Source organism: Rhodoferax ferrireducens (assembly GCF_031458075.1).
Lineage (GTDB): Bacteria > Pseudomonadota > Gammaproteobacteria > Burkholderiales > Burkholderiaceae_C > Rhodoferax_B > Rhodoferax_B ferrireducens_A.
Genome location: NZ_JAVDXT010000001.1, coordinates 508,082 through 529,933, shown reverse-complemented (window position 1 = coordinate 529,933; position 21,852 = coordinate 508,082). Strand labels below are relative to the sequence as shown.

Sequence of the window (21,852 nt, the reverse complement as noted above, 5' to 3'; positions counted from 1 at the left end):
TATTAGCGTTTCTGATTGTTGAGCCGCTTCAGCTCTTCCAACTTATCCGCAATGCGGATTTCCAGACCGCGCGGCACCGGGCGGTAAAAGTTGGGTGGCGCCATGCCGTCGGGCAAATACTGCTCGCCGGCGGCAAAACCGCCCTCCTCGTCGTGCGCATAGCGGTAGCCTTTGCCGTAGTCCAGCTCCTTCATCAGCTTGGTCGGCGCATTGCGCAAATGCATGGGCACGGGGCGGGTGCCGTCCTTCTTGACGAAGGCCTTGGCTTCGTTGAAAGCCTTGTAGACGGCGTTGGATTTGGCGGCGATGGCGAGGTAGACCACGCAGCCGGCCAGCGCCAGCTCGCCCTCGGGCGAACCCAGGCGCTCGTAGACATCGGCCGCATCCAGCGCCTGGCGCAGCGCCCGCGGGTCGGCCAGGCCTATGTCTTCGCTGGCCATGCGCACCAGGCGGCGCGCCAGGTAGCGCGGGTCGGCGCCGCCATCCAGCATGCGCACAAACCAGTACAGGGCCGCGTCCGGGTCGGAGCCGCGCACCGATTTATGCAGCGCGCTGATGGTGTCGTAGAACTGCTCGCCGCCCTTGTCGTAGCGGCGCATGCGTTCGCCCAGCACCTTGAGCAGCCAGACGTCGGTTATCTCGGCCTGCTTCTCCTGGGTGGCGGCCACGGCCAGGGTTTCCAGGGTGTTCAGCAGCCGCCGGGCATCGCCGTCGGCATAGGCGAGCAAGCGATCCACTGCTATTTTTTCTATAGCTGGTACCGCTTGTATTTCCTGCGCGTGCAGCACTATTTGCTCTAAATCTGCGGGCGCCAGCGGCTGCAGCACATAGACGGCGGCACGCGACAGCAAAGCCGAGTTCACCTCGAACGATGGGTTCTCGGTGGTCGCGCCGACAAAGGTGAACAGCCCGCTCTCCACATGCGGCAAAAACGCGTCCTGTTGGCTCTTGTTGAAGCGGTGCACCTCGTCGACAAACACGATGGTGCGCCGGCCCTGGGCTTGCGTCACCAGCGCCTGCTCGACCGCCTCGCGGATGTCCTTCACCCCGCCCAGCACCGCGCTGATGGTGATGAAGCGGGCCTCGAAGGCATCGGCCATCAGGCGCGCGATGGTGGTCTTGCCGGTGCCCGGCGGGCCCCACAGGATGCAGCTGTGCGGCTGGCCCGACTCGAAGGCGATACGCAGCGCCATGCCCTCGCCCAGCAGGTGCTGCTGGCCAATCACTTCGCCCAGGGTCTTGGGGCGCAGGCGCTCGGCCAGCGGGGCATCGGTGGAGAGGGAGGTACGGGTCATGGAGTGGGTGGATAGCCTCGCCAAACGGGCAAATAGGCGGTGTTTGATTCTGCCATGGCGGGTTTAACAACTGCCGCCATACCTTATCCTTCTGTCCTTCGCATTTTCAATGCCCCCGTAGCGCCCGGCCCCACGATGATTTACACCTCTGTGCCCATTAGCAGAATCGAGCTCGGCCGGCCCCTGCCCATCCATATCTGGGATGCCAAGGGCAATCTGCTGCTGCGCAAAGGCCAGGCCATCGTCTCGGAGCACCACCGCGAACACCTGGCAGCCCATGGCGCCTGCGCCACCCAGGCCGACTACAAAGCCTGGGTGCACAGCTACGACCGCCTGGTCTACGCCATGCTGCGGGAGGGCAAAAGCATCCACGAAATCTCGCAGGCCACCATGCCAGCCGAGATTCTGGAGCTGGACTACACCGTGGGCGAGGACATCACCGGCGGCTGGGTCGATGTGCAGACCGTGCTGACCCAGCTGCTATATGCGGGCGTGGCAGCCAAGAACCCGCTGGGCAGGCTGCAGGGCGTGCAAAAGCGCGCCATGGATTTACTGGACCAAGACCCGAACGCCAGCCTGTTCAGCCTGTTCCAGGCGCTGGGCGACAAGGCCCTGGGCTACTGCGCCACCCATGCGCTGCTGTGCGCCGTGGTCTGCGAACTCACCGCCCGCAAGCTGGGGCTGGACGACACCATCCGGCCGGTGCTGGTGCAGGCCGCACTGACCATGAACCTCGGCATGGCCAAGCTGCAGGATGCCCTGGCCACGCAGCGCCCCCCGCCCGATGCAGAGCAGAAGCAGCTGATCCACGACCACCCCCAAGCCAGCGCCGACCTGCTACGCGCTTGGGGCGCGGTGAATGCCGACCTGCTGGACATCGTGGCCCTGCACCACGACCGCGACGCCAGCAAGGGCCTGGCGCGCAACCTCGCATGCCGGCGCATCCTGCACCTGGTCGACGTGTATGTGGCCAAGACCGCGGCCCGCTCCACCCGTGCCGGCCTGTCGCCGATGCAGGCTGCCAAGTCCAGCATCGTCGGCGCGTTGCGTGACGACGCCCAGGTGGCTGCCGCCATCACCACGGTGCTCGGCTTCTACCCGCCGGGCACCTATGTGCTGCTGGCGAACGGCGAAAAAGGCGTGAGCGTGCAGCGCGGCGCGGCCGCCAACACGCCGCTGGTGGTCAGCACCGTGACGCCGCAAGGCCTGCCGCTGGGGGTCTACGTGGCCCGCGACACCCGGGAAAAAGCCTTTGCCATCCAGGCGCCGGTGGCGGCCGACAGCTTTAAGGTGCACCACGAGCGGGTGCACCGTGCCGCTGGCAAGCAGCCCTCGCTGGCAGCGGTGCAGGTCTAGGCGCTACTACAGGCCTGCAAGCGCTGGCGCAAGGCCATCGCCGCCGCCGGTGCCCGTTCCTTGGCGCCGCTGATGAAGAACATGAACACATCACGGGCTGGCGCGGGCGTCGCGGCCTCCTCTATCCGTGGCAAGCCGGACGGCTCATGCCCGTCGCGCCAAGCCTGGCCGCAAGCTGCCAACTGGTCCAGCACCTCGGCGGTGCAACCTTCGGGCAGCGCGCTTTGCGTGCGCATCATGCGGGCGTAGACAAAGCTGCCGGTGATGTCGGCAAACGACGGGTAATCGTCGGAGTCGGTGAACACGGTGGCCATGCCGTGGCTGCGCGCCAAGGCCAGGTATTCACTGCACTTGAAGCTGGCATGCCGCACATCCAGCACATGGCGCAGTGGCACGCCGTCCACCGCCTCCGGCAGCAAGCGCAGAAACGCCCCGAAGTCCGCCGCATCAAACGGCTTGCTCGGCGCAAACTGCCAGACGATGGGCCCGAGTTTGGGCCCTAATTCGGCGATGCCGCTACCCACAAAGCGCTGGACCGACGCACCAGCGTCCGCTAGCACCCGGCGGTTGGTCGCAAAGCGGGACGCCTTCAGGCTGAACACAAAGCCCTCCGGCGTGGCATCGCGCCACCTGGCAAAGGTGGCGGGCTTCTGGCTGCTGTAGTAGGTGCTGTTGATCTCGATCACATCGAGCCGGCGGCTCGCGTATTCCAGTTCGCGGCTGTGCGGTAGATCGGCAGGGTAGAAGTTGCCGCGCCACGGCTCAAAACTCCAACCACCGATGCCGACCCGTATCGCCGGGGTGGGTGTGTTGCTCTCCATCGGGCCTCCTTGATGCAAAGCAGGCCGCCGGGCACAGCCGACGGGCTTACTGCTTGACCACGTCGGCGCCCGCAGGCGGCTTGAACTGGAAGGTCTCGGCGGCCAGCGCGGGGTTCACCTCCACCTTGGCAAAGCTCATCAGCGAGCGCTGGCCAAAGCTGTCCAGAATCTCCAGTGCCGCCAGCTCGGTGGACTGGGCCTCCACCTTGAAGCCGACCTTGACGGTTTGCAGCTGGCCGTCCTTGGCCTTAGGCGTGGCCGTCACCCATTGCAGGCCGTCCTTGTCCGGCGCGGCCTGCAGCGTGAAATCGGCCTGCAAGGCTTTCAAATCGGGCGCTGCGGCAATCAGTGCCGCAGGCGTCGAGCCCAGCACGCTGGACTGCTTGCGCGAGGTCACCTGGTTCAGGTCCACGTCGTACAGCCACAGGGTCTGGCCGTCGGCGACGATGCTTTGCTCGAACGGCTTCTTGTAGATGAACTTGAATTTGCTGGGCCGCTGGAATTCGAAGCTGCCGCTCGAAGTCTTGCTGCGCGCCGCCTGCCCGTCCTTGGGCGGCGAGGTCACCACCTGGGTGAACTCGGCCCGGCCGGATTTCACCGTCTTGACGAAGTTTTCCAAGCTTTCTAGGCCGTCAGCGCAGGCAGTACCTGCACTAGCAGCTATCAATACAGTAGCAAACAGTTTTTTCATTCAGCTCATTCCGCCCTTGCAGGCACTAGGATTTCGCGTTGACCGGCACCGCTCATGGCGCTGACCAGGCCGGCCTTTTCCATGTCTTCCACCAGACGGGCGGCGCGGTTGTAGCCGATCTTCAAGTGGCGCTGCACCAGCGAGATGCTGGCCTTGCGGTTCTTCAGCACCACTTCCACCGCCATGTCGTACATCGGGTCCTTCTCGCCGCCGCTGCCACCCAGGCCGTCGACGCCTTCGCCGTCCTCGCCATCGACCGTGCCACCTTCCAGCACGCCTTCGATGTAGTCGGGCTCGCCCTGGGTCTTCAAGTAACTTACAACGCGGTGCACCTCTTCGTCGCTGACAAAGGCGCCGTGTACCCGGGTCGGCATGCCGCTGCCGGGCATGTACAGCATGTCGCCCAGGCCCAGCAGGGCTTCGGCGCCCATCTGGTCCAGAATGGTGCGGCTGTCGATCTTGCTGCTGACCTTGAAGGAAATCCGGGTCGGGATATTCGCCTTGATCAGGCCGGTGATCACGTCCACGCTGGGCCGCTGGGTCGCCAGAATCAAGTGGATGCCGGCCGCCCGGGCCTTTTGTGCCAGGCGGGCAATCAGCTCTTCGATCTTCTTGCCGACCACCATCATCAGGTCGGCCAGCTCGTCGATCACCACCACGATGTGCGGCTCGCGCTTCAAGGGCTCAGGGCTATCAGGCGTCAGACTGAACGGGTTGTAGATGAACTCTTCGCGCGACGCAGCTTCGTCGATCTTGGCGTTGTAGCCGGCCAGATTGCGCACGCCCAGCTTGCTCAGCAGCTTGTAGCGGCGCTCCATCTCCGCCACGCACCAGGTCAGGCCGTGCGCGGCCTGGCGCATGTCGGTGACCACCGGCGCCAGCAGGTGCGGAATGCCTTCGTAGACCGACATTTCCAGCATCTTCGGGTCGATCATCAGCAGGCGCACATCGCGCGCTTCGGCCTTGTACAGCAGGCTGAGAATCATGGCGTTGATACCCACCGACTTGCCCGAGCCGGTGGTACCGGCGACCAGCACGTGCGGCATCTTGGCCAGATCCACCACCACCGGGTTGCCGATGATGTCCTTGCCCAGGCCCATGGTCAGCATGGATTTGGCTTCGTGGTAGACCTGCGAACCCAGGATTTCCGACAGCGTGATGGACTGGCGCTTGGCGTTCGGCAGCTCCAGCGCCATATAGTTTTTGCCGGGAATGGTTTCCACCACCCGGATCGACACCAGGCTCAAGCTACGCGCCAAGTCCTTGGCCAGGCCGACGATCTGCGAGCCCTTGACGCCGGTGGCCGGCTCGATCTCGTAGCGGGTGATCACCGGGCCGGGCGAGGCCAGCACCACGCGCACCTCGACGCCGAAGTCCTTCAGCTTTTTCTCGATCATCCGGCTGGTCATCTCCAGCGTCTCGGGGGCCACGGTTTCCTGGCGCAGCTGCGGGCCGTCGAGCAGGTCGACCTGCGGCAGCTTGGTATCGGGCATTTCGCTGAACAGCGGCTTCTGGCGCTCCTTGGCGACGCGCTGGCTCTTGGGCGGCTCGGCCATGGTCGGCTCGATCATCACCGGCGTCGGGTGGTGGGCTTCGATCTCGACGCGCTCCTCGCGCACCACGGCTTCACGCTTCTTGGCGGCCTTCTTGCCCACGGCCAGGTCCTCGGCCACTTCGCGCTTCTCGCGCCGGGTTTCGACCAAGGAATAGGCCCAGGCACCGAGCCGCTCGGCCACCTGGCTCCAGGAGAAGCGGAACACCGCCGACACGCCGATCACGCCCAGCGCAATCCACACCAGGCCCGAGCCGGTAAAGCCCAGCCATTTGACGCCGAACGGGCCGACCAGATAGCCGAGCACCCCACCGACCTGGCCGGGCAGCTGCGGCTCCAGCCGGTACAGCCGCGACCATTCGAGTGCGCTGCTGGAGCACATCAGCAAAGCCAGGCCGACCCAGAAGCCCCAGACGCTGCCGACCAGGCGGTTCGCCGGCGGCCGGGCGGAGCTGTCTTCGGCATGGGCGCGCATCCAGTCGGCCAGGCCGGCCAGCCAGGCGCGCACGCCGGCGGCCACGCACCACCAGACCGAGAAGCCGAAGCAGAAGTAGCTCATATCGGCCATCCAGGCGCCGAGGCGGCCGCCCCAGTTGTGCACCTTGACGGTTTGGCCCGAGGTGGACCAGGCCGCGTCCTGCAAGGAGTAGCCGAGCAGCGACATGAGCCAGAAGACCAGCACCAGCAGGCCCAGGATCAGGCCGATTTCGCGGGCAAAGCGGTTGATGCCGGAGCGCATGGGCGACACCACCGGACCATTGGAATTGAGGGTATTGAGTGAATAAGTCATGGGCAGAAAAATCTGCCGCAAGCTTACCCCATGGCCCGCACGATTATGTAAGCGAGCCCAGCACCGACTGGATGTGGGTCGAGCCGTTCTCCTGGCCCTTGATGTAACCACGCTCCTCCAGGTCCTTCATCACCCGGCTGACCATCTCGCGCGAGGCGCCGACCATCTTGGCCACGTCCTGGCGCGAAATCTTGTCGCGGATCACCATCTGGCCATCGGCGTCGTGGGTGGCGGAGTCCAGCAGCACATGGGCGACACGGCCGTACACGTCCATCAAGGCCAGCGACTCGATCTTCTGGTCGGCCCGGCGCAGGCGCTTGACCAAGCCCGACATCACGGCCCGGGCCATGGCGGTATTGCCGTCCAGGCAGTGGTCGAACTCGGCGCGCCCCAGCACCAGGCAGTCGGTGGGCACATCGGCCTGCACCGTGGCCGAATGCGGCTCGTTGTCGATCAGGCTCATTTCGCCGATGTAGTCGCCGACCTGCAGGGTCGCCAGGATCACCTCGCGGCCCCGGCTGTCGGTGGTCAGCACCCGGGCCCGGCCGCTGAGCACGATGAACAGCGCGTTCGACTTGCGGCCCTGCTCGACAATCACCTCGGCGCGCTTGAAGCGCTGCTTGGTCACCGCCTTGGCCACCACGTCGGCCTGCTCGGGCGTCATGCTGGAAAACAAAGGCACACGTAGCAAAAGCTCTATGTTGGACAACATTGACATCGGAATTTCCTCTTACGTTTGGACCCTATAAGCCATGGGTTCTTACAATCTGGGGCAAAATTTCCACACAGGTCTCGCACCAACTGCAGCGCGCTTGCATTTTTGTAACACAACGCAAACTGTACACGGCTCCTTGTTATTTTCATCACGGGTTTTTATTTAATGTCAACCAACAAACACGCAAAAGTCCTGGTTTTAGGCTCCGGCCCTGCCGGCTACACCGCCGCCATCTATGCCGCCCGAGCCAACCTGAACCCGGTGTTGATCACCGGCATTGCCCAGGGCGGCCAACTGATGACCACCACCGAGGTGGACAACTGGCCCGCTGACGTGATGGGAGTCCAAGGCCCGGAACTGATGCAGCGCTTCCTGGAGCACGCCGAGCGCTTCAAGACCGAAATCATCTTCGACCACATCCACACGGTGGATTTCAGCAAGCGCCCGTTCACCCTCACCGGCGACAGCGGCACCTATACCTGCGACGCGCTGATACTCTGCACCGGCGCCTCGGCCCAGTACCTGGGACTGGACTCTGAAACCGCCTTCATGGGCCGCGGCGTGTCGGGCTGCGCCACCTGCGACGGCTTCTTCTACCGCGAGCAAGAGGTCTGCGTGGTCGGTGGCGGCAATACCGCGGTCGAAGAAGCGCTGTACCTGTCGAACATCGCCTCCAAGGTCACCCTGGTGCACCGCCGCGACACCTTCAAGGCCGAGGCCATCCTGGTCGACAAGCTGATGGAAAAGGTCGCCGCCGGCAAGATCGAACTCAAGCTGTTCCACACCCTGCAAGAAGTGCTGGGCGACGCCTCCGGCGTGACCGGCATCCGCCTGAAAAGCACCAAGAGCGACGAGACTACCGACATCCACCTCAAGGGCTGCTTCATCGCCATCGGCCACAAGCCGAACACCGACATCTTTGCCGGACAGCTGGAGATGAAGGACGGCTACATCGTCACCCAGGCCGGCTTAAACGGCTTTGCCACCATGACCAGCGTACCCGGCGTGTTTGCCGCCGGCGACGTGCAGGACCACATCTACCGCCAGGCCATCACCAGCGCCGGCACCGGCTGCATGGCGGCACTGGATGCCCAGCGCTTTCTGGAGCAAGGCGCCCACTAGGCCTTTCCGCCGCTACATATAAAAATAGCTGCTGGCGCAGGTACTACCTGCGCCAGCAGCTATTTTTTTGATAGTAACGGGTCAGGGTTGCTGGCGGGGCTGCAGGGTGATGCGCAGGCCCTCGGGCGTCACATCGATGGCGCCGGGCTCGTAGCCCCAGCCCTTGATGGTTTCCATGTCTTTGGCGCGGATCTGGTGCAGGCTGAGGTCGCCCAGCATGCGCCCGGCCAGCTGCTGCGCATAGTCTTGCACGATGGCCTGGTAGCGCTCGGGCACGCCGGTAAAGTTGAAGCTGTTCACATGCACATCGGCCATGCGGATGCTCTGGTCGCTGGGCTCGAAGCGCACGCCATAGTCCACGTCCAGCAGGCCATTGAAAGTCGCGCGCCCCAGCCGGTCCGACACCTGCACCTGTATCGAGGTACCAATGCGGTTCTGCTCGGGCATCAGCCGCACCTGGGGCGCCTGGGCTTGCAGCTCGAACAGCGCGCCGAGCTTGCCGGTGTAGGGAAAGCGCGCGGCCAGCAGGGTCTGCAGCCGTTCCTGGCTGATGGTGGTGGTACGCGGGCCAGGCGCCGCGCAGCTGGCCAAGGCCAGCACACCGGCCAGCAAGCACAATCGTCGGGTTCTTTGCATCACAACAAGGCTTCTTTCTTCACGCCGCTGCGGCCCAGCTGGACACGCAGCTTGCGCAGGGCTTCGTTCTGGATCTGGCGCACCCGCTCGCGGGTCAGGCCCAGGCGGTCGCTCAAGGTGTCCAGGGTTTCGGGTTCGCGGTGGTGCAGGCCAAAGCGGCCGTCCAGCACTTCGCGCTCGCGCCGGGTCAGGGTGGCGGTCCAGGTTTCCAGCAGGCGCTCGACCTCGTGGGTGTGGGTGCTGGCCGACGGGTCCAGGGTGTTTTCGTCGGTCAGGGTGTCGACCAGGGTCTGCCCGTCTTCCGAGCGGTCCATGGACGCATCCAGCGAGCGTGGCGATTCGGCCAGCGCCAGCAGGTCGGCAACTTCGTTCACATCGCGGCCCATCAGCCCGGCAATGTCGTCGACCCGCACGCCGTCGGGCCGCAATTCGGCAAAGGCGGAGTCATGCTCCAGCGTGCGCCGGGCCCGCAGCACCTGCTGCAGCTCGCGCACCACGTGCACCGGCAGGCGGATCACCCGGCCCTGCTGCATCACCGCGCGCTCCACCGACTGGCGTATCCACCAGGTAGCGTAGGTGGAAAAGCGGAAGCCGCGCTCGGGCTCGAACTTGTCGATGGAATGCATCAGGCCCAGGTTGCCCTCTTCGATCAGGTCGCTCATGGGCACACCGCGGCCCAGGTAGGTCTTGGCAATGCTGACCACCAGACGCAGGTTGTGCTCGATCATGGCCTGGCGGGCTGCAAAGTCGCCGGCCCGGGCCCGGGTGGCCATGTCGAATTCTTCGGTGGGGGTAAACAGCTCGGTACGCCGCACATCGCGCAGGTACATGCTCAGGGTGTCGTGGCCATCGCCGCCAGCGGCCAGCCAGCCAGGCCCGCCGGGCGGCAGCGGGCCAGCGCCGTCCACGATCTCGCCCAAAGGCATGGGCAGGCTCTCGTCGCCCAGCGCGTCCACAAGCACAGTTTTGCCGGACGCGTTGGGGGTTTTCATGGCAGTTACCGGTTGGGTAGGTATTTGGCGGGATCGACGGGCTTGCCCTGGCGGCGGATCTCGAAGTGCAGCTTGACGCGGTCGGCATCGCTGCTGCCCATCTCGGCGATCTTCTGGCCCTTGCGCACCGCCTGGTCTTCCTTGACCAGCAGGGTCTGGTTGTGGGCGTAGGCCGTCAGGTAGGTGTTGTTGTGCTTGAGGATCAGCAGATTGCCGTAGCCGCGCAGGCCGGCACCGGCGTAGACCACGCGGCCGTCGGCGGCGGCCAGCACCGCGTCGCCGGTCTTGCCACCCAGGTCCAGGCCCTTGTTCTTGGCTTCGTCAAAGCCCGCGATCAGGCTGCCGCTGGTGGGCCAGATAAAGGCCACATCATCCTCACCGATAGCCGCTGGCGCCACCACGGGGGCGGGCTTGCTGGCCGCAGCACTGGCGGCGCTGCTGGGAGCGCTGGCGGCACTGGCCGTGCTGGCGGGTGCACTCGCGGCCGGCACAGGTGTGGCGGTGACCGTGCTGGAGGCCACCGGGCGGGTGGTCACGCCGTTCTCGGTGACCGTGGCGTTCGGCGACACCACGCGCAGCACCTGGCCGACTTCGATCAGGTTCGGGTTGTCCAGCCCGTTCCAGCGGGCGATGTCTTTCCAGCTCTGGCCCGAATCCAGGCCGATGCGGATCAAGGTGTCGCCGGGCTTGACCGTGTAGTAGCCGGGGCGGCCCGCGTTCTCGGCGCCGGGCAGCGGCTTGGCGGGCACGGTCTCGGCCGGTGCGGTGGCGACCGGCGACTGCGAGCGGCTGGTGCCACGGTCTTCTACCGGGGCCTTGTGTGCATTCGGGCCCGCGCAGCCCGCCAGCAGCACGACCGCTACCAGCGCGAGGGCATTCTTCCAATCCTGATGACGCAACGCGTGCATGTGTATTTCCTGTTGGACCCAAGCAATTCCTGTCCGAAGGGACCGGCCACTGCTTGCGTCATATCTCTGTTTAAGCAATGCCCGATTTTAGAGGGACAAAATGTACCGCTTCGAGCAATTGCTGTTTCAGCCCCTGGGCGGTTTTATCCACCACCACCAGGGCCTGCTTGCCGCCGCTGGTCACCATGGGTGCCACCAGCCGACCGCCGACCGCCAGCTGGTCCAGCCAGGCCTGGGGAATCGCGTCGCCACCGGCCGCGGCGATGATGCCCGCATAGGGCGCCCCCTTGGGATAGCCCAGCATGCCGTCGCCAAACAGCAGATGCACATTCGGCAGGCGGAACGGACGCAGATTGGCGCGGGCCTTGTCGTGCAGTCCACGCAGCCGCTCTATGCTGTAGACCTCGCGCGCCAGCACCGCCAGCACGGCAGCCTGGTAGCCGCAGCCAGTGCCGATCTCCAGCACCCGGCCCAGCGGCCCGGCCTTGCCCAGCGGAGAGTCCAGCAGCAGCTCACCCATGCGGGCCACCACATTGGGTTTGGAGATGGTCTGGCCCAGGCCGATGGGCAGGCTGGTGTCTTCGTAGGCCTGGTTGACCAGCGCGGAATCGACAAAGCGGTGCCGCTCGACAAGGCCCATGGCCCGCAGCACGGGGGCCGAGGCGATGCCCATGGCAGCCAGCTTCTGGACCATGCGGGCGCGCACCGCGGCCGAGTCCATGCCATGGCCGGGCGCGGGCGTGGGCGCCGCCGCTGGTTTCAAGCTTTTCAGGCCGCTAGCGCTTATAGATACTGCGGTAGAAGCTACGTTTTTAATAGCAACCCGCTTGGCCGATGGCGCACCCGCAGAGAAGTCCAGCCGGGCTGGAAACGGAGGCCGCTGCGACATCAGGCTTGCGCCGCCGGTCCAGCCGCCAGCCGGGACGCGGTTTGCGCCCAGTAGCCCAGGTGGTCGTGGTCGGTCAGGTCCACCTTCAGCGGCGTCATGGTCACATGGCCTTGCAGGCTGGCGTGGAAGTCCGTGCCCTCGGCATCGTCCTTGGCCACGCCAGCGCTGCCGATCCAGTACATGGTGTCGCCGCGTGGGCTGTCCATGGTGATGACTTTCTCAGCCGTGTGGCGGCGACCCAGGCGACAGACCTTCATGGGCTTGAGTTCTTCCAGCGGCAGATTCGGGATATTCACGTTTAGCAGCCAGGGCTGGGTGCCGACCAGCTGCTGCTGGGTCATGCGCAGCACCAGGTCGCGGGCGGTCTGGGCGGCGGCGTCCAGATGGCCCCAGCCCTTTTCGGTCTGCGAAAAAGCGATGGCCGGAATGCCGAACAAATAGCCTTCCATGGCCGCACCCACGGTGCCCGAGTAAATCGTGTCGTCGCCCATGTTGGCGCCGTTGTTGATGCCGGAGATCACCAGGTCCGGCCGGTAGTCCAGCAGGCCTGTGAGCGCGATATGCACGCAGTCGGCCGGCGTGCCGTTCACATAGCGGAAGCCGTTGGCCGCCTGGTGCACGTACAGCGGCGCGTACAAGGTCAGCGCATTCGACTTGGCGCTGTTGTTGTGCTCGGGCGCCACCACCTCGACCTGGGCCACGTCCTTCAGGGCTTCGTACAAGGCGACGATGCCCGGCGCCTGGTAGCCGTCGTCGTTGGAGATCAAAATTTTCATAGAGCATGCCAAAGTGTTACCAGATTGTAGGGGCCGGGTTACAGACTCCCTAGGCGCAACACTAGACCGGCGGGATAGACAAGCCCTGTTGCAAGGCAAACACTTCAGGCCGCAGCGGGCGCGCAAAGTGGTAGCCCTGGGCATAGGTGCACTGCAGGTGGCGCAGGCGCTGGGCGATTTCTTCGGTCTCCACGCCCTCGGCCAGCACCCGCAGGCCCAGGCTCAGCGCCAGCGAGATGATGCCGCGCACGATGGCGGCGTTGTCGGGGTCGTCGATCAGGTCGCGCACAAACGACTGGTCGATCTTGATCTTGTCGAACTTGATGCGCCGCAGGTAGGCAAAGCTGGAATAGCCGGTGCCGAAGTCGTCGATCGACAACTTGACGCCCAGGGCCTGCAGCCGGCGCAGCACCGCGGTCACGGCCTCGCCGTCGTGCAGCAGCACGCTCTCGGTCAGCTCCAGCTCCAGCCTATCGGGTGCAATGCCCGACACCGCCAGCGCTTCTTCGACCTGGCGCAGCACCACGCCGCGCTGGAACTGCCGGGCCGACAGGTTCACCGCCATCATCAGCTCGGGCTGGCCGGCGTCGTGCCAGGCGCGCAACTGCAGGGCCGCAGTCTTCAGTACCCAGCCGCCCAGCGCTTCGATCAGGCCACAATCTTCGGCAATCGGAATGAACAGACTGGGCGGGATAGCGCCGCGCTCGGGGTGGTCCCAGCGGCACAGGGCTTCGGTGCCGACCACCCGGCCACTGGGCAGGTGGATGAGTGGCTGGTATTCGAGCCGCAGCGCGTTGTTCTCGATCGCCAGGCGCAGCGCGGACTCGAGCCGCAGGCGCTCGAGCGCCACCTCGTTCATGGTGGCATTGGCGAACTGGTAGGTGCCGCGGCCACCGCGCTTGGCTGCGTACAAGGCCGAATCGGCGCGGCCAAACAAGGCATCGAACTGGTCGCCATCGGCCGGGAACATGGCGATGCCGGCCGAGATCGACACATTCACCGGCATGTCGGCCAGCACCATGGGCTGGCCCACGGCGTCCATCAGTGCGGTGACCATATGGGCGGCGTCGGCCGTGCCCTGCACATTGCGCAGCAGGATCAGAAACTCATCGCCACTGAGTCGCCCAACCACCGAGCGCTCGTCGGCAAACTGGCTGAGCCGCTGGCCGACTTCGCGCAGCATCTGGTCGCCGGCCGCATGGCCTAGCGAGTCGTTGAGGGTCTTGAAGTTGTCCACGTCGATCACGATCATGGCCACCTGCTCGTGGGTGGTCTTGGCGTGCTTGAGCACCAGAGTGGAACGCAATGCCACATGGGCCCTATTCGGCAAACCGGTGATCACATCCTGGCTGGACAGGTAGGCGATTTTTTCTTCCGCTGCCTTGCGCGAGCTGAGGTCGGAGAAGGCCGCCACATAGTGCGTCACCTCGCCGTGGGCCCGCTGGTGCAGCGCCGACAGGCTCATCCATTGCGGGTAGACCTCGCCGTTCTTGCGCCGGTTCCAGATTTCGCCGGCCCAACGCCCCTCTTCCGCCAGCACCTTCCACATGTGCTGGAAGAAGCTGGGATCGTGCTGCCCGGAGGCCAGGATGTGCGGGTCGCGGCCCAGCACCTCGTTCGACTGGTAGCCGGTGATCTCGGTGAACGCGCCGTTGACCATGATGATGCGGTTTTGCTCGTCGGTCACGATGATGCCGTCGGTGCTTTGCTCCAGCACCCGGCCGGCCAGCTCCAGCTTGGTGGCGGCGATGCGCTGGTCGGTGATGTCGCGGCGCACCATCAGCAAATGCAGGCGCTGGCCGCGCCGGCCAAAGGTCGGCACGCGGATCACGTCCAGCCAGCGCAGATTGCCCTGGCCGTCGTCGGCGACTTCCTGCATGTGCGATGCCCGGCCCGACTGCCAGGTGGCTTCGTCGGTCAAGGCGCTCTGGCGCAGGCTCTCACCCTGCGGATGGTTGCGGTCGGCAATCTCCAGGTTGGTATAGCCGTAAGCCTCCTGCTCGCTCAGGCCCAGCACGGCGCGGGCCGCGGGGTTGGTCAGCAGCCAGCGGCCTTCACCGTCCTTGAGGTAGACCATGTCGGGCAAATGGCGGAACACCGAACCCAGCAGCTTGTCGCGGTCGCGCAGCAAGCGGTCGGACTCTGAGCGTGCCGTCACATCCAGGCCGACGCACCATACCGCATACTGGCCTGGGCCAGACTGCAGACCGTCTATCGTCGACCAGGCGATACGCCGCTTCTCGCCGGACTTGGTGGTCAGCGTCCACTCCAAATCCCGGAAATGCGGGCCTAGCTCCTGGAAATCAGCGGTCTTGCGCGCCAGGTACAGAGGCTCAGGGTACAGCCATTGCAGGGCTTCCGGGTGGTCGACCAGCTCTTCGCTCGCATAGCCGGATACCGCCTCGCACTCGCGGTTCCAGTAGGTGATGACTTGCCGGTGGCGCAAGTCGATGGCGCTGACCAGCACCGGCAGGCTGTCGAGCACCGCCAGGATCTGCGGCGATACGCCGGCATGCGCCACCAGATCCACCACGCCATCCACCACCGCCCGCTGCCGCGCAGCCCCGTCTCCCAGTAGGGCGTGGTCCACGAGGTGGCTCAGGCGTTTGGTTTCCACACAGGTTTCCTACAGGTATGGCAAGCGGGGATAGATAAAAATTTGTCCTCAAACTGTATGCGATTCAGCGGTCCATATTAGTGCATACCAGCTTGATTTTGGGAACTTTGTATAGAAACACTGCTGCCCAAATATCCGCCTACAAATCCGCAAAACGCGGGGTCGAAGGCGTCTAGCGCAGGGTCGCGGCGATACGCTCCGCACAGGCCTGGGCCTGGGCCGCATCCCGGGCCTCGACCATCACGCGGACCAGCGGCTCGGTGCCACTGGCGCGTATCAATACCCGGCCGTTGTTGCCCAGCTCGGCTTCGGCCGCCTGGGTGGCCAGCGGCAGCTGGGTGTTGGCCTTCCAGTCCTGCCCGGGCTGCAGGCGCACATTGATTAAGGTTTGCGGAAACAGGGTCAGGTCGGCCAGCAGCTCGGCCAGGGTCTGGTCAGTGCGGACGCAGGCTTGCAGCACCTGCAAGGCGCTGACCAGACCGTCGCCGGTGGTGTGCTTGTCCAGCGCCAGCAGATGGCCAGAGCCCTCGCCGCCCAGCAGCCAGCCGCGCTTTTCCAGCTCTTCCAGCACATAGCGGTCGCCAACCTTGGCGCGCACCAGCTCGACGCCTTTTTCGCGCAGGGCCAGCTCGACCGCCATATTGGTCATCAAGGTACCCACCACGCCCGGCACGGCGTCACCCGCACGTTTGCTGGTGACCTTGCCGCCGCGCGACAGCCGCTCCTTGACCATCAGGTACAGGATCTCATCGCCGTTGAACAAGCGGCCATCGGCATCGACCATCTGCAGGCGGTCGGCGTCGCCGTCCAGCGCCACGCCGTAATCGGCCTGGTGCGCTTTGACGGCCTCGACCAGGGCCTGCGGATGGGTGGCGCCGACTTTGTCGTTGATGTTCAGGCCGTCGGGCGCGCAGCCAATCGCAACCACTTCCGCGCCCAGCTCGTGGAACACCTTGGGGGCGATATGGTAGGCCGCACCATGGGCGCCATCGACCACGATCTTGATGCCTTTGAGGGTCAGCTGGTTGGGGAAGGTGCTTTTGCAGAATTCGATGTAGCGGCCGGCGGCGTCGTCGAGCCGGCGGGTCTTGCCCAGCGAGGCGGAATCAGCCCAGACCGGTGGGGTGTCCAGCGCAGCTTCGACCGCCAACTCCCAAGCGTCGGGCAGCTTGGCGCCCTGCGCACTGAAGAACTTGATGCCGTTATCCGCAAACGGATTGTGGCTGGCGCTGATGACCACGCCCAGGCTGGCCCGCTGGGCCCGCGTCAGATAGGCCACGCCGGGGGTCGGCAGCGGGCCTAGCAGCACCACATCCACGCCCGCCGAGTTGAAGCCGGATTCGAGTGCGCTTTCCAGCATGTAGCCGGAGATGCGGGTGTCTTTGCCGATCAGCACCGTGGGACGGGCTTCGGTCTGCTTCAGCACCCGGCCCACGGCGTGCGCCAGGCGCAGCACGAAATCAGGGGTGATGGGCGCCTGGCCTACGGTACCGCGGATGCCGTCGGTGCCGAAGTAGTGTCGGGTCATGTATCTATCCTCTTGGTGGAATTGTGCTGCGCATTGTCGGCGCTGGATGGGCGCCATTGTGACAAAGAAGGCTAGGCCTGCGCGGCCAACCAGACCTTGACGGCCTGGGCGGTCTGCAACACGTCGTGCACACGCACGATGCGGGCGCCGCGCTCTATCGCCAGCAGCGCAGCCGCCACGCTGGGCACCAGGCGTTGCTGGGCATCCAGCGTGCCGGTCCCAGCTGCCATACCGGCCAGTGAGGATTTGCGCGACCAACCGACCAGCAGCGGATAGCCCAGCGCCAGGAACTCGGACTGGCGGGCCAGCAGCGCGAAGTTCTGCGCCACAGTCTTGCCGAAGCCCACGCCGGGGTCGAGTGCAATACGGGTTTTTTCGACCCCTAGCGCATGCAAATCCTGCGCAGAGCGCTCTAGAAAATGTAGCACCTGGGCCACGGCATCACCCTGCATGGGCGCGGCCTGCATGGTTTGCGGTTCGCGGTGCATGTGCATCAGACACACGCCACAAGAGGGGTGCTGCGCCACGACGGCCGAGCCCGCCAGCGGATGCGCGGGGTCAGCCCAGCGCAGAGCCCAGATGTCGTTGATGATGTCCACGCCCACATCCAGCGCCGCCTGCATGACCTGGGGCTTGTAGGTATCGACCGAGATGGGCACGCCCAAAGTCACCGCCGCCTGCAGCACCGGCAGCAACCGGGCCAGCTCCTGCTCCACCGGCACCGGCTGGGCCCCGGGGCGGGTGGACTCTGCGCCGATGTCCAGCATCTGCGCGCCATCGCGCAGCAGCTGTTCGCAATGCGCGAGCGCCGCGGCGGTATGGGCATGCTGGCCACCGTCGGAGAAGGAATCGGGCGTCACGTTGACGATGCCCATCACTTGGGGCTGGGCCAGGTCAATGCGGAAGCGGGTGGTTTGCCAGAACATGCGCGTAGAGGAAGTCATGGTGCAGAAAAGCCAGAAATGAAAACGGGGCCCTTGCAGGCCCCGTAGTCGATATCACAGCAGCTTAGGCGGCTGTGGGTGCGGGTTCGGTGGTCACCGCTGGTGCGCCACCACTGCCGCCGTTGCTACCACCACCCGTGGGGGTGCGAGGCGTCCAGTCCTTTGGTGGACGGGGCTCGCGGCCGGCCATGATGTCGTCGATCTGTTCGATATCGATGGTTTCCCATTCGAGCAAGGCCTTGGCCATGGCGTGCATCTTGTCGCTGTTGTCTTCGATCAGCTTGCGCGCCAGAGCGTACTGCTGGTCGATGATACGGCGCACTTCGCTGTCGACCTTTTGCATGGTCTGCTCGCTCATATTGGTGGTCTTGGTCACCGAACGGCCCAGGAACACCTCGCCCTCGTTTTCGGCATACACCATAGGGCCCAGGGCATCGGTCATGCCGTAACGGGTCACCATGTCGCGGGCGATGGCAGTAGCGCGCTCGAAGTCGTTGCTGGCACCGGTGGTCATCTGGTGCATGAACACCTCTTCGGCGATACGGCCACCGAACAACATGCTGATCTGGCTCAGCATGTATTCGCTGTCGTAGCTATAGCGGTCTTGTGCCGGCAGGCTCATGGTCACACCCAGGGCGCGGCCACGGGGGATCACGGTAACCTTATGGACTGGGTCGCATTTGGGCAAGAGCTTGCCGATCAACGCATGGCCGGACTCGTGGTAGGCCGTGTTGCGGCGCTCTTCCTCGGGCATGACCATGCTCTTGCGCTCCGGGCCCATCAGGATCTTGTCCTTGGCCTTTTCGAAGTCCTGCATTTCCACGACGCGGGCACTGCGGCGGGCGGCCATCAGCGCGGCTTCGTTGCACAGATTGGCCAAGTCGGCCCCCGACATACCGGGGGTACCGCGGGCAATCACATTGGCGTTCACGTCCTGGCTGACCGGGATCTTGCGCATATGCACCGTGAGGATCTGCTCGCGGCCACGGATATCGGGCAAGGTGACATAAACCTGGCGGTCGAAGCGGCCTGGGCGCAGCAAGGCTGCATCCAGAATATCCGGCCGGTTGGTGGCAGCCACCACGATCACGCCGAGATTGGTTTCAAAGCCGTCCATCTCGACCAGCATCTGGTTCAGGGTTTGCTCGCGTTCGTCGTTACCACCGCCCAGGCCAGCGCCACGCTGGCGACCAACGGCGTCGATTTCATCGATAAAGATGATGCAAGGCGCATTCTTCTTGGCGTTCTCGAACATGTCGCGGACCCGGGCTGCGCCCACGCCGACGAACATTTCCACGAAGTCCGAACCGGAGATCGAGAAGAAAGGTACCTTGGCCTCGCCAGCAATGCTCTTGGCCAGCAGCGTCTTACCGGTACCCGGAGGGCCGACCAGCAGCAGGCCGCGGGGGATACGGCCGCCCAGCTTCTGGAATTTTTGCGGGTCTTTCAGGAAGTCCACGACTTCCTTGACTTCTTCCTTGGCCTCGTCGCAGCCGGCCACGTCGGCAAAAGTCACCACATTGTTGTTTTCGTCCATCATGCGGGCTTTGCTCTTGCCGAAGCTGAAGGCTCCGCCCTTGCCGCCGCCTTGCATCTGGCGCATGAAGTAGACCCACACGCCAATCAGCAGCAGCATCGGGCCCCAGCTGACCAGCAAGGTCATGAGCAAGGAGCCTTCTTCACGGGGTTTGACGTCAAACTTGACGTTGTTGGCAATCAGGTCACCCACCAAACCACGGTCGAGGTAGGTGGCGTTGGTACGGATGCGGCGGTCATCGTTGGTGATGGCCACAATCTCGGTACCGCCCTGACCTTCCTGGATGGTGGCAGTTTTGATGTGTTTGCTGCGAACTTCATCCAGGAACTCAGAGTAACCGAGATAACCAGAACTCACGCCAGCGCGGGTGTCGAACTGTTTGAACACAGTGAACAGCACCATCGCAATGACGAGCCAAACGGCAATTTTGGAAAACCACGGATTTTTCAAGCAAGGCTCCGGTAGAAAGACTTCAACGTAAGTGCGTACTATTTTAGGCGTTTCAAGAGCCCGCCCGGCTTATCTTGGCTATCGCAGCCATAGGAGCAACAAGGGTTTAACCCAAAAACTAGGCGTTTTCAGGGTCTACCAGCGCGGCCTTGGGCGCGACCTTCAGGCCTATGCCGACCAAAAACGTCTCGGTGGACTTGTCCCGGGAAGCCTTGGGCTTGACCGGTTTGACGGTATGGAACGACTGCCGAAACAGTTTGACCAAGGGATCGTAGGCCCCGCCGTGGAACAATTTGGCCACCAAAGCCCCCTGGGGCTTCAAATGCGTCTGGCAAAAATCCACAGCCAATTCCACAAGGTTCTCCACCCGCGCCGCATCGGCCGCATGGATGCCCGACAAATTAGGCGCCATGTCGGAGATCACCACATCGGCCAAACGCCCGGCCATGGCCTCGGAGAGCCGGCCCAGCATCTCGGGCTCACAGAAGTCTCCCTGCAGGAACGTAACCCCTTCGATGGGCTCCATGGGCAACAGATCGATGGCGATGATGCTGCCATTCAGCGCCCCCACGGCCGCGCCACCGCCGGCGGCGGTCTTGGGCGACAGCTTGCGCCGCACATACTGGCTCCAGGCGCCAGGCGTAGACCCCAAATCCACCACCAGCTGGCCGGGTTTGATCAGATGGAAGCTTTCGTCAATTTCCTTTAACTTGTAGGCTGCCCGTGCCCGATAGCCCTCGCGTTTAGCCAACACGACATAGGGGTCGTTGACGTGGTCGTTAAGCCACGCCTTGTTGACTTTTTTACTTTGTGTTTTAACTTTCATCTTGGCCTTGATAATACGCACATGTCTCAAATACAACTTACCCCTGCCCAGCGCAAGGTTCACCGCGCCGATGCCCACCATTTAAACCCGGTGGTGCTGGTCGGCAGCGATGGCCTCACCCCCGCTGTCATCAAAGAAGTCAACCTGGCGTTGAACTCCCACGGCCTGATCAAGGTGCGGATTTTTTCGGACGACCGCGTCGCCCGGGAAACCATGTACCAGCAATTGGCCGACGAACTCAGCGCGGCGCCTATCCAGCACATCGGCAAGCTGCTGGTGCTGTGGCGCCCCCAGCCCGAAATCACCAAAGAGCGCAAAGTCGACGAAGACCGCATGCCCGGCCCACGCGACTTCAAGGTGCTCAAACATAGCACGCGTGGTGGCCAGCGCCCCGAGGTCAAGACCTTGCGGGTACTCGGCAACCAGCGCCTGACGGCCGGCGGCAATGTGAAACGCGCAAAGCCCAAGCCAAAGACCAGTCTGAAAAAGCGCAGCCAGACCTGATTCAGCGGCGCGGCGCCGACACCTTCCACAGTGTCGCGCCGGCGGCCAGCCATTGCAGCAGATACAGGCCTGTGCCCAGGCCGTGCCAAAGCTTCAGATTCTCCCGCGCCACGATGTGCGGGGACACGGCAAACTCCACCAGTACCGCGGCGAACAAGCCGAAAGCTATAAAAATAGTAGCTGCTGGCGCATGTTTTACCTGCGCCAGAGCCTCATTTGACCTGGAAATCAGCAACAGCAGCAAGGTACAGGCCATCGACAGCCAGGTTTGCACCGTAAACAGCTTCGCCGCCGTACTGCCGGCCAAGGCCGGGGTCGGCAGCACCATGAACAGCAACGGCACCACCATGAAACCCAGCGTGGTCAGGCTGCCCCACCACAGGGCCGCCAAACCGATGGGCAAGCGTTGGCGCATGGCTTAGATGTAGCTGACCGCCATCACTTCATAGCGCTTGATGCCGCCGGGCGCATTCACCTCGGCGGTATCGCCGACTTCCTTGCCGATCAGGGCGCGGGCAATCGGGCTGGACACGTTGATGCGGCCCAGCTTCAGGTCGGCCTCGTCTTCACCGACGATCTGGTACTGCACGGCCTGGCCGCTGTCTTCGTCTTCCAGATCGACCGTGGCGCCGAACACGACGCGGCCGCCCGCGTCCAGGCTGGCCGGGTCGATGATCTGGGCCACGGACAGCTTGCCTTCGACTTCCTGGATCCGGCCTTCGATGAAGCCCTGGCGGTCTTTGGCCGCCTCGTACTCGGCGTTTTCACTCAAGTCGCCCTGGGCCCGGGCTTCAGAGATGGCACCGATGACAGAGGGACGCTCGACCGTCTTGAGCTTGTGCAGCTCGGCTTTCAGGGCCTCGGCCCCGCGTTTGGTAATAGGGATAGTGGACATGTGAGGTT

The 21,852-nt window shown here is 64.3% G+C and carries 20 protein-coding genes; 3 read left to right on the top strand and 17 right to left on the bottom strand.

Annotation, left to right across the window (positions count from 1 at the left end; all coding sequences use genetic code 11):
• Nucleotides 1–2 precede the first annotated feature (2 nt).
• Nucleotides 3–1,295 (bottom strand): replication-associated recombination protein A, encoded by a 1,293-nt coding sequence (locus J2X19_RS02550; RefSeq protein WP_310370347.1) that lies wholly within the window; start codon nucleotides 1,293–1,295, stop codon nucleotides 3–5.
• A gap of 150 nt (nucleotides 1,296–1,445) precedes the next feature.
• On the opposite strand from J2X19_RS02550, the gene J2X19_RS02545 reads away from it, so the two are divergent.
• Nucleotides 1,446–2,651, top strand: a complete 1,206-nt coding sequence (locus J2X19_RS02545) for an HD-GYP domain-containing protein (RefSeq protein ID WP_310370346.1) — start codon at nucleotides 1,446–1,448, stop codon at nucleotides 2,649–2,651.
• Here J2X19_RS02545 and J2X19_RS02540 read toward each other — a convergent pair.
• Genes J2X19_RS02540 through J2X19_RS02525 form a run of 4 tightly spaced genes read right to left on the bottom strand, consistent with a single transcriptional unit; the run spans nucleotide 2,648 to nucleotide 7,223 of the window.
• On the bottom strand, nucleotides 2,648–3,472 hold the full coding sequence (locus J2X19_RS02540) for a DUF72 domain-containing protein (protein ID WP_310370344.1): 825 nt from the start codon (nucleotides 3,470–3,472) through the stop codon (nucleotides 2,648–2,650). The two genes, J2X19_RS02545 and J2X19_RS02540, sit on opposite strands and share 4 nt — an antisense overlap.
• A gap of 46 nt (nucleotides 3,473–3,518) precedes the next feature.
• Nucleotides 3,519–4,163: an outer membrane lipoprotein periplasmic chaperone LolA gene (gene lolA, locus J2X19_RS02535; protein WP_310370342.1), complete on the bottom strand. Its 645-nt coding sequence runs from the start codon at nucleotides 4,161–4,163 to the stop codon at nucleotides 3,519–3,521.
• A 5-nt stretch (nucleotides 4,164–4,168) separates the two neighbouring features.
• Complete coding sequence (locus J2X19_RS02530) at nucleotides 4,169–6,505, bottom strand: DNA translocase FtsK (protein ID WP_310370339.1); 2,337 nt, start codon at nucleotides 6,503–6,505, stop codon at nucleotides 4,169–4,171.
• Between the two features lie 43 nt (nucleotides 6,506–6,548).
• The gene (locus tag J2X19_RS02525) at nucleotides 6,549–7,223 is read right to left on the bottom strand and encodes a Crp/Fnr family transcriptional regulator (protein ID WP_310370337.1); all 675 of its coding nucleotides are present in this window, start codon (nucleotides 7,221–7,223) and stop codon (nucleotides 6,549–6,551) included.
• A gap of 162 nt (nucleotides 7,224–7,385) precedes the next feature.
• Between J2X19_RS02525 and trxB the strand changes: the two genes are divergently transcribed.
• Nucleotides 7,386–8,342, top strand: coding sequence for a thioredoxin-disulfide reductase (gene trxB, locus J2X19_RS02520; RefSeq protein WP_116605514.1), 957 nt, complete (start codon nucleotides 7,386–7,388; stop codon nucleotides 8,340–8,342).
• A gap of 81 nt (nucleotides 8,343–8,423) precedes the next feature.
• Here trxB and J2X19_RS02515 read toward each other — a convergent pair whose 3' ends face one another.
• The 10 genes from J2X19_RS02515 to J2X19_RS02470 form a co-directional block, all read right to left on the bottom strand.
• Nucleotides 8,424–8,978 (bottom strand): DUF1439 domain-containing protein, encoded by a 555-nt coding sequence (locus J2X19_RS02515; protein WP_310370334.1) that lies wholly within the window; start codon nucleotides 8,976–8,978, stop codon nucleotides 8,424–8,426.
• A complete protein-coding gene (locus J2X19_RS02510; RefSeq protein ID WP_116605518.1) occupies nucleotides 8,978–9,970 on the bottom strand; it encodes a sigma-70 family RNA polymerase sigma factor in 993 nt (330 codons plus the stop codon). The genes J2X19_RS02515 and J2X19_RS02510 overlap by 1 nt, the downstream gene beginning before the upstream one ends.
• A 5-nt stretch (nucleotides 9,971–9,975) precedes the next feature.
• Entirely contained in the window at nucleotides 9,976–10,878 is a 903-nt protein-coding gene (locus J2X19_RS02505; RefSeq protein WP_116605520.1) for a peptidoglycan DD-metalloendopeptidase family protein, read from the bottom strand.
• Between the two features lie 70 nt (nucleotides 10,879–10,948).
• Nucleotides 10,949–11,767, bottom strand: coding sequence for a protein-L-isoaspartate(D-aspartate) O-methyltransferase (locus J2X19_RS02500; protein ID WP_310370328.1), 819 nt, complete (start codon nucleotides 11,765–11,767; stop codon nucleotides 10,949–10,951).
• On the bottom strand, nucleotides 11,767–12,543 hold the full coding sequence (surE, locus tag J2X19_RS02495; RefSeq protein WP_310370325.1) for a 5'/3'-nucleotidase SurE: 777 nt from the start codon (nucleotides 12,541–12,543) through the stop codon (nucleotides 11,767–11,769). The genes J2X19_RS02500 and surE overlap by 1 nt, the downstream gene beginning before the upstream one ends.
• Nucleotides 12,544–12,604: 61 nt before the next feature.
• Nucleotides 12,605–15,160: an EAL domain-containing protein gene (locus tag J2X19_RS02490; RefSeq protein WP_310370323.1), complete on the bottom strand. Its 2,556-nt coding sequence runs from the start codon at nucleotides 15,158–15,160 to the stop codon at nucleotides 12,605–12,607.
• Nucleotides 15,161–15,332: 172 nt separating this feature from the next.
• Nucleotides 15,333–16,688, bottom strand: coding sequence for a phosphoglucosamine mutase (gene glmM, locus J2X19_RS02485; protein ID WP_310370321.1), 1,356 nt, complete (start codon nucleotides 16,686–16,688; stop codon nucleotides 15,333–15,335).
• Between the two features lie 71 nt (nucleotides 16,689–16,759).
• Entirely contained in the window at nucleotides 16,760–17,614 is an 855-nt protein-coding gene (folP, locus tag J2X19_RS02480; protein ID WP_310372620.1) for a dihydropteroate synthase, read from the bottom strand.
• An 82-nt stretch (nucleotides 17,615–17,696) separates the two neighbouring features.
• Complete coding sequence (ftsH, locus tag J2X19_RS02475; RefSeq protein ID WP_092757926.1) at nucleotides 17,697–19,619, bottom strand: ATP-dependent zinc metalloprotease FtsH; 1,923 nt, start codon at nucleotides 19,617–19,619, stop codon at nucleotides 17,697–17,699.
• A gap of 118 nt (nucleotides 19,620–19,737) precedes the next feature.
• Nucleotides 19,738–20,445: an RlmE family RNA methyltransferase gene (locus J2X19_RS02470; protein WP_310370317.1), complete on the bottom strand. Its 708-nt coding sequence runs from the start codon at nucleotides 20,443–20,445 to the stop codon at nucleotides 19,738–19,740.
• A 21-nt stretch (nucleotides 20,446–20,466) separates the two neighbouring features.
• Between J2X19_RS02470 and J2X19_RS02465 the strand changes: the two genes are divergently transcribed.
• Nucleotides 20,467–20,949: a YhbY family RNA-binding protein gene (locus tag J2X19_RS02465; RefSeq protein ID WP_310370315.1), complete on the top strand. Its 483-nt coding sequence runs from the start codon at nucleotides 20,467–20,469 to the stop codon at nucleotides 20,947–20,949.
• Between the two features lies 1 nt (nucleotide 20,950).
• Here J2X19_RS02465 and J2X19_RS02460 read toward each other — a convergent pair whose 3' ends face one another.
• Together J2X19_RS02460 and greA are read right to left on the bottom strand one after the other, a co-directional pair.
• On the bottom strand, nucleotides 20,951–21,364 hold the full coding sequence (locus J2X19_RS02460; protein WP_310370313.1) for a DUF4149 domain-containing protein: 414 nt from the start codon (nucleotides 21,362–21,364) through the stop codon (nucleotides 20,951–20,953).
• A 3-nt stretch (nucleotides 21,365–21,367) separates the two neighbouring features.
• On the bottom strand, nucleotides 21,368–21,844 hold the full coding sequence (gene greA, locus J2X19_RS02455) for a transcription elongation factor GreA (protein WP_116606087.1): 477 nt from the start codon (nucleotides 21,842–21,844) through the stop codon (nucleotides 21,368–21,370).
• Nucleotides 21,845–21,852 lie beyond the last annotated feature (8 nt).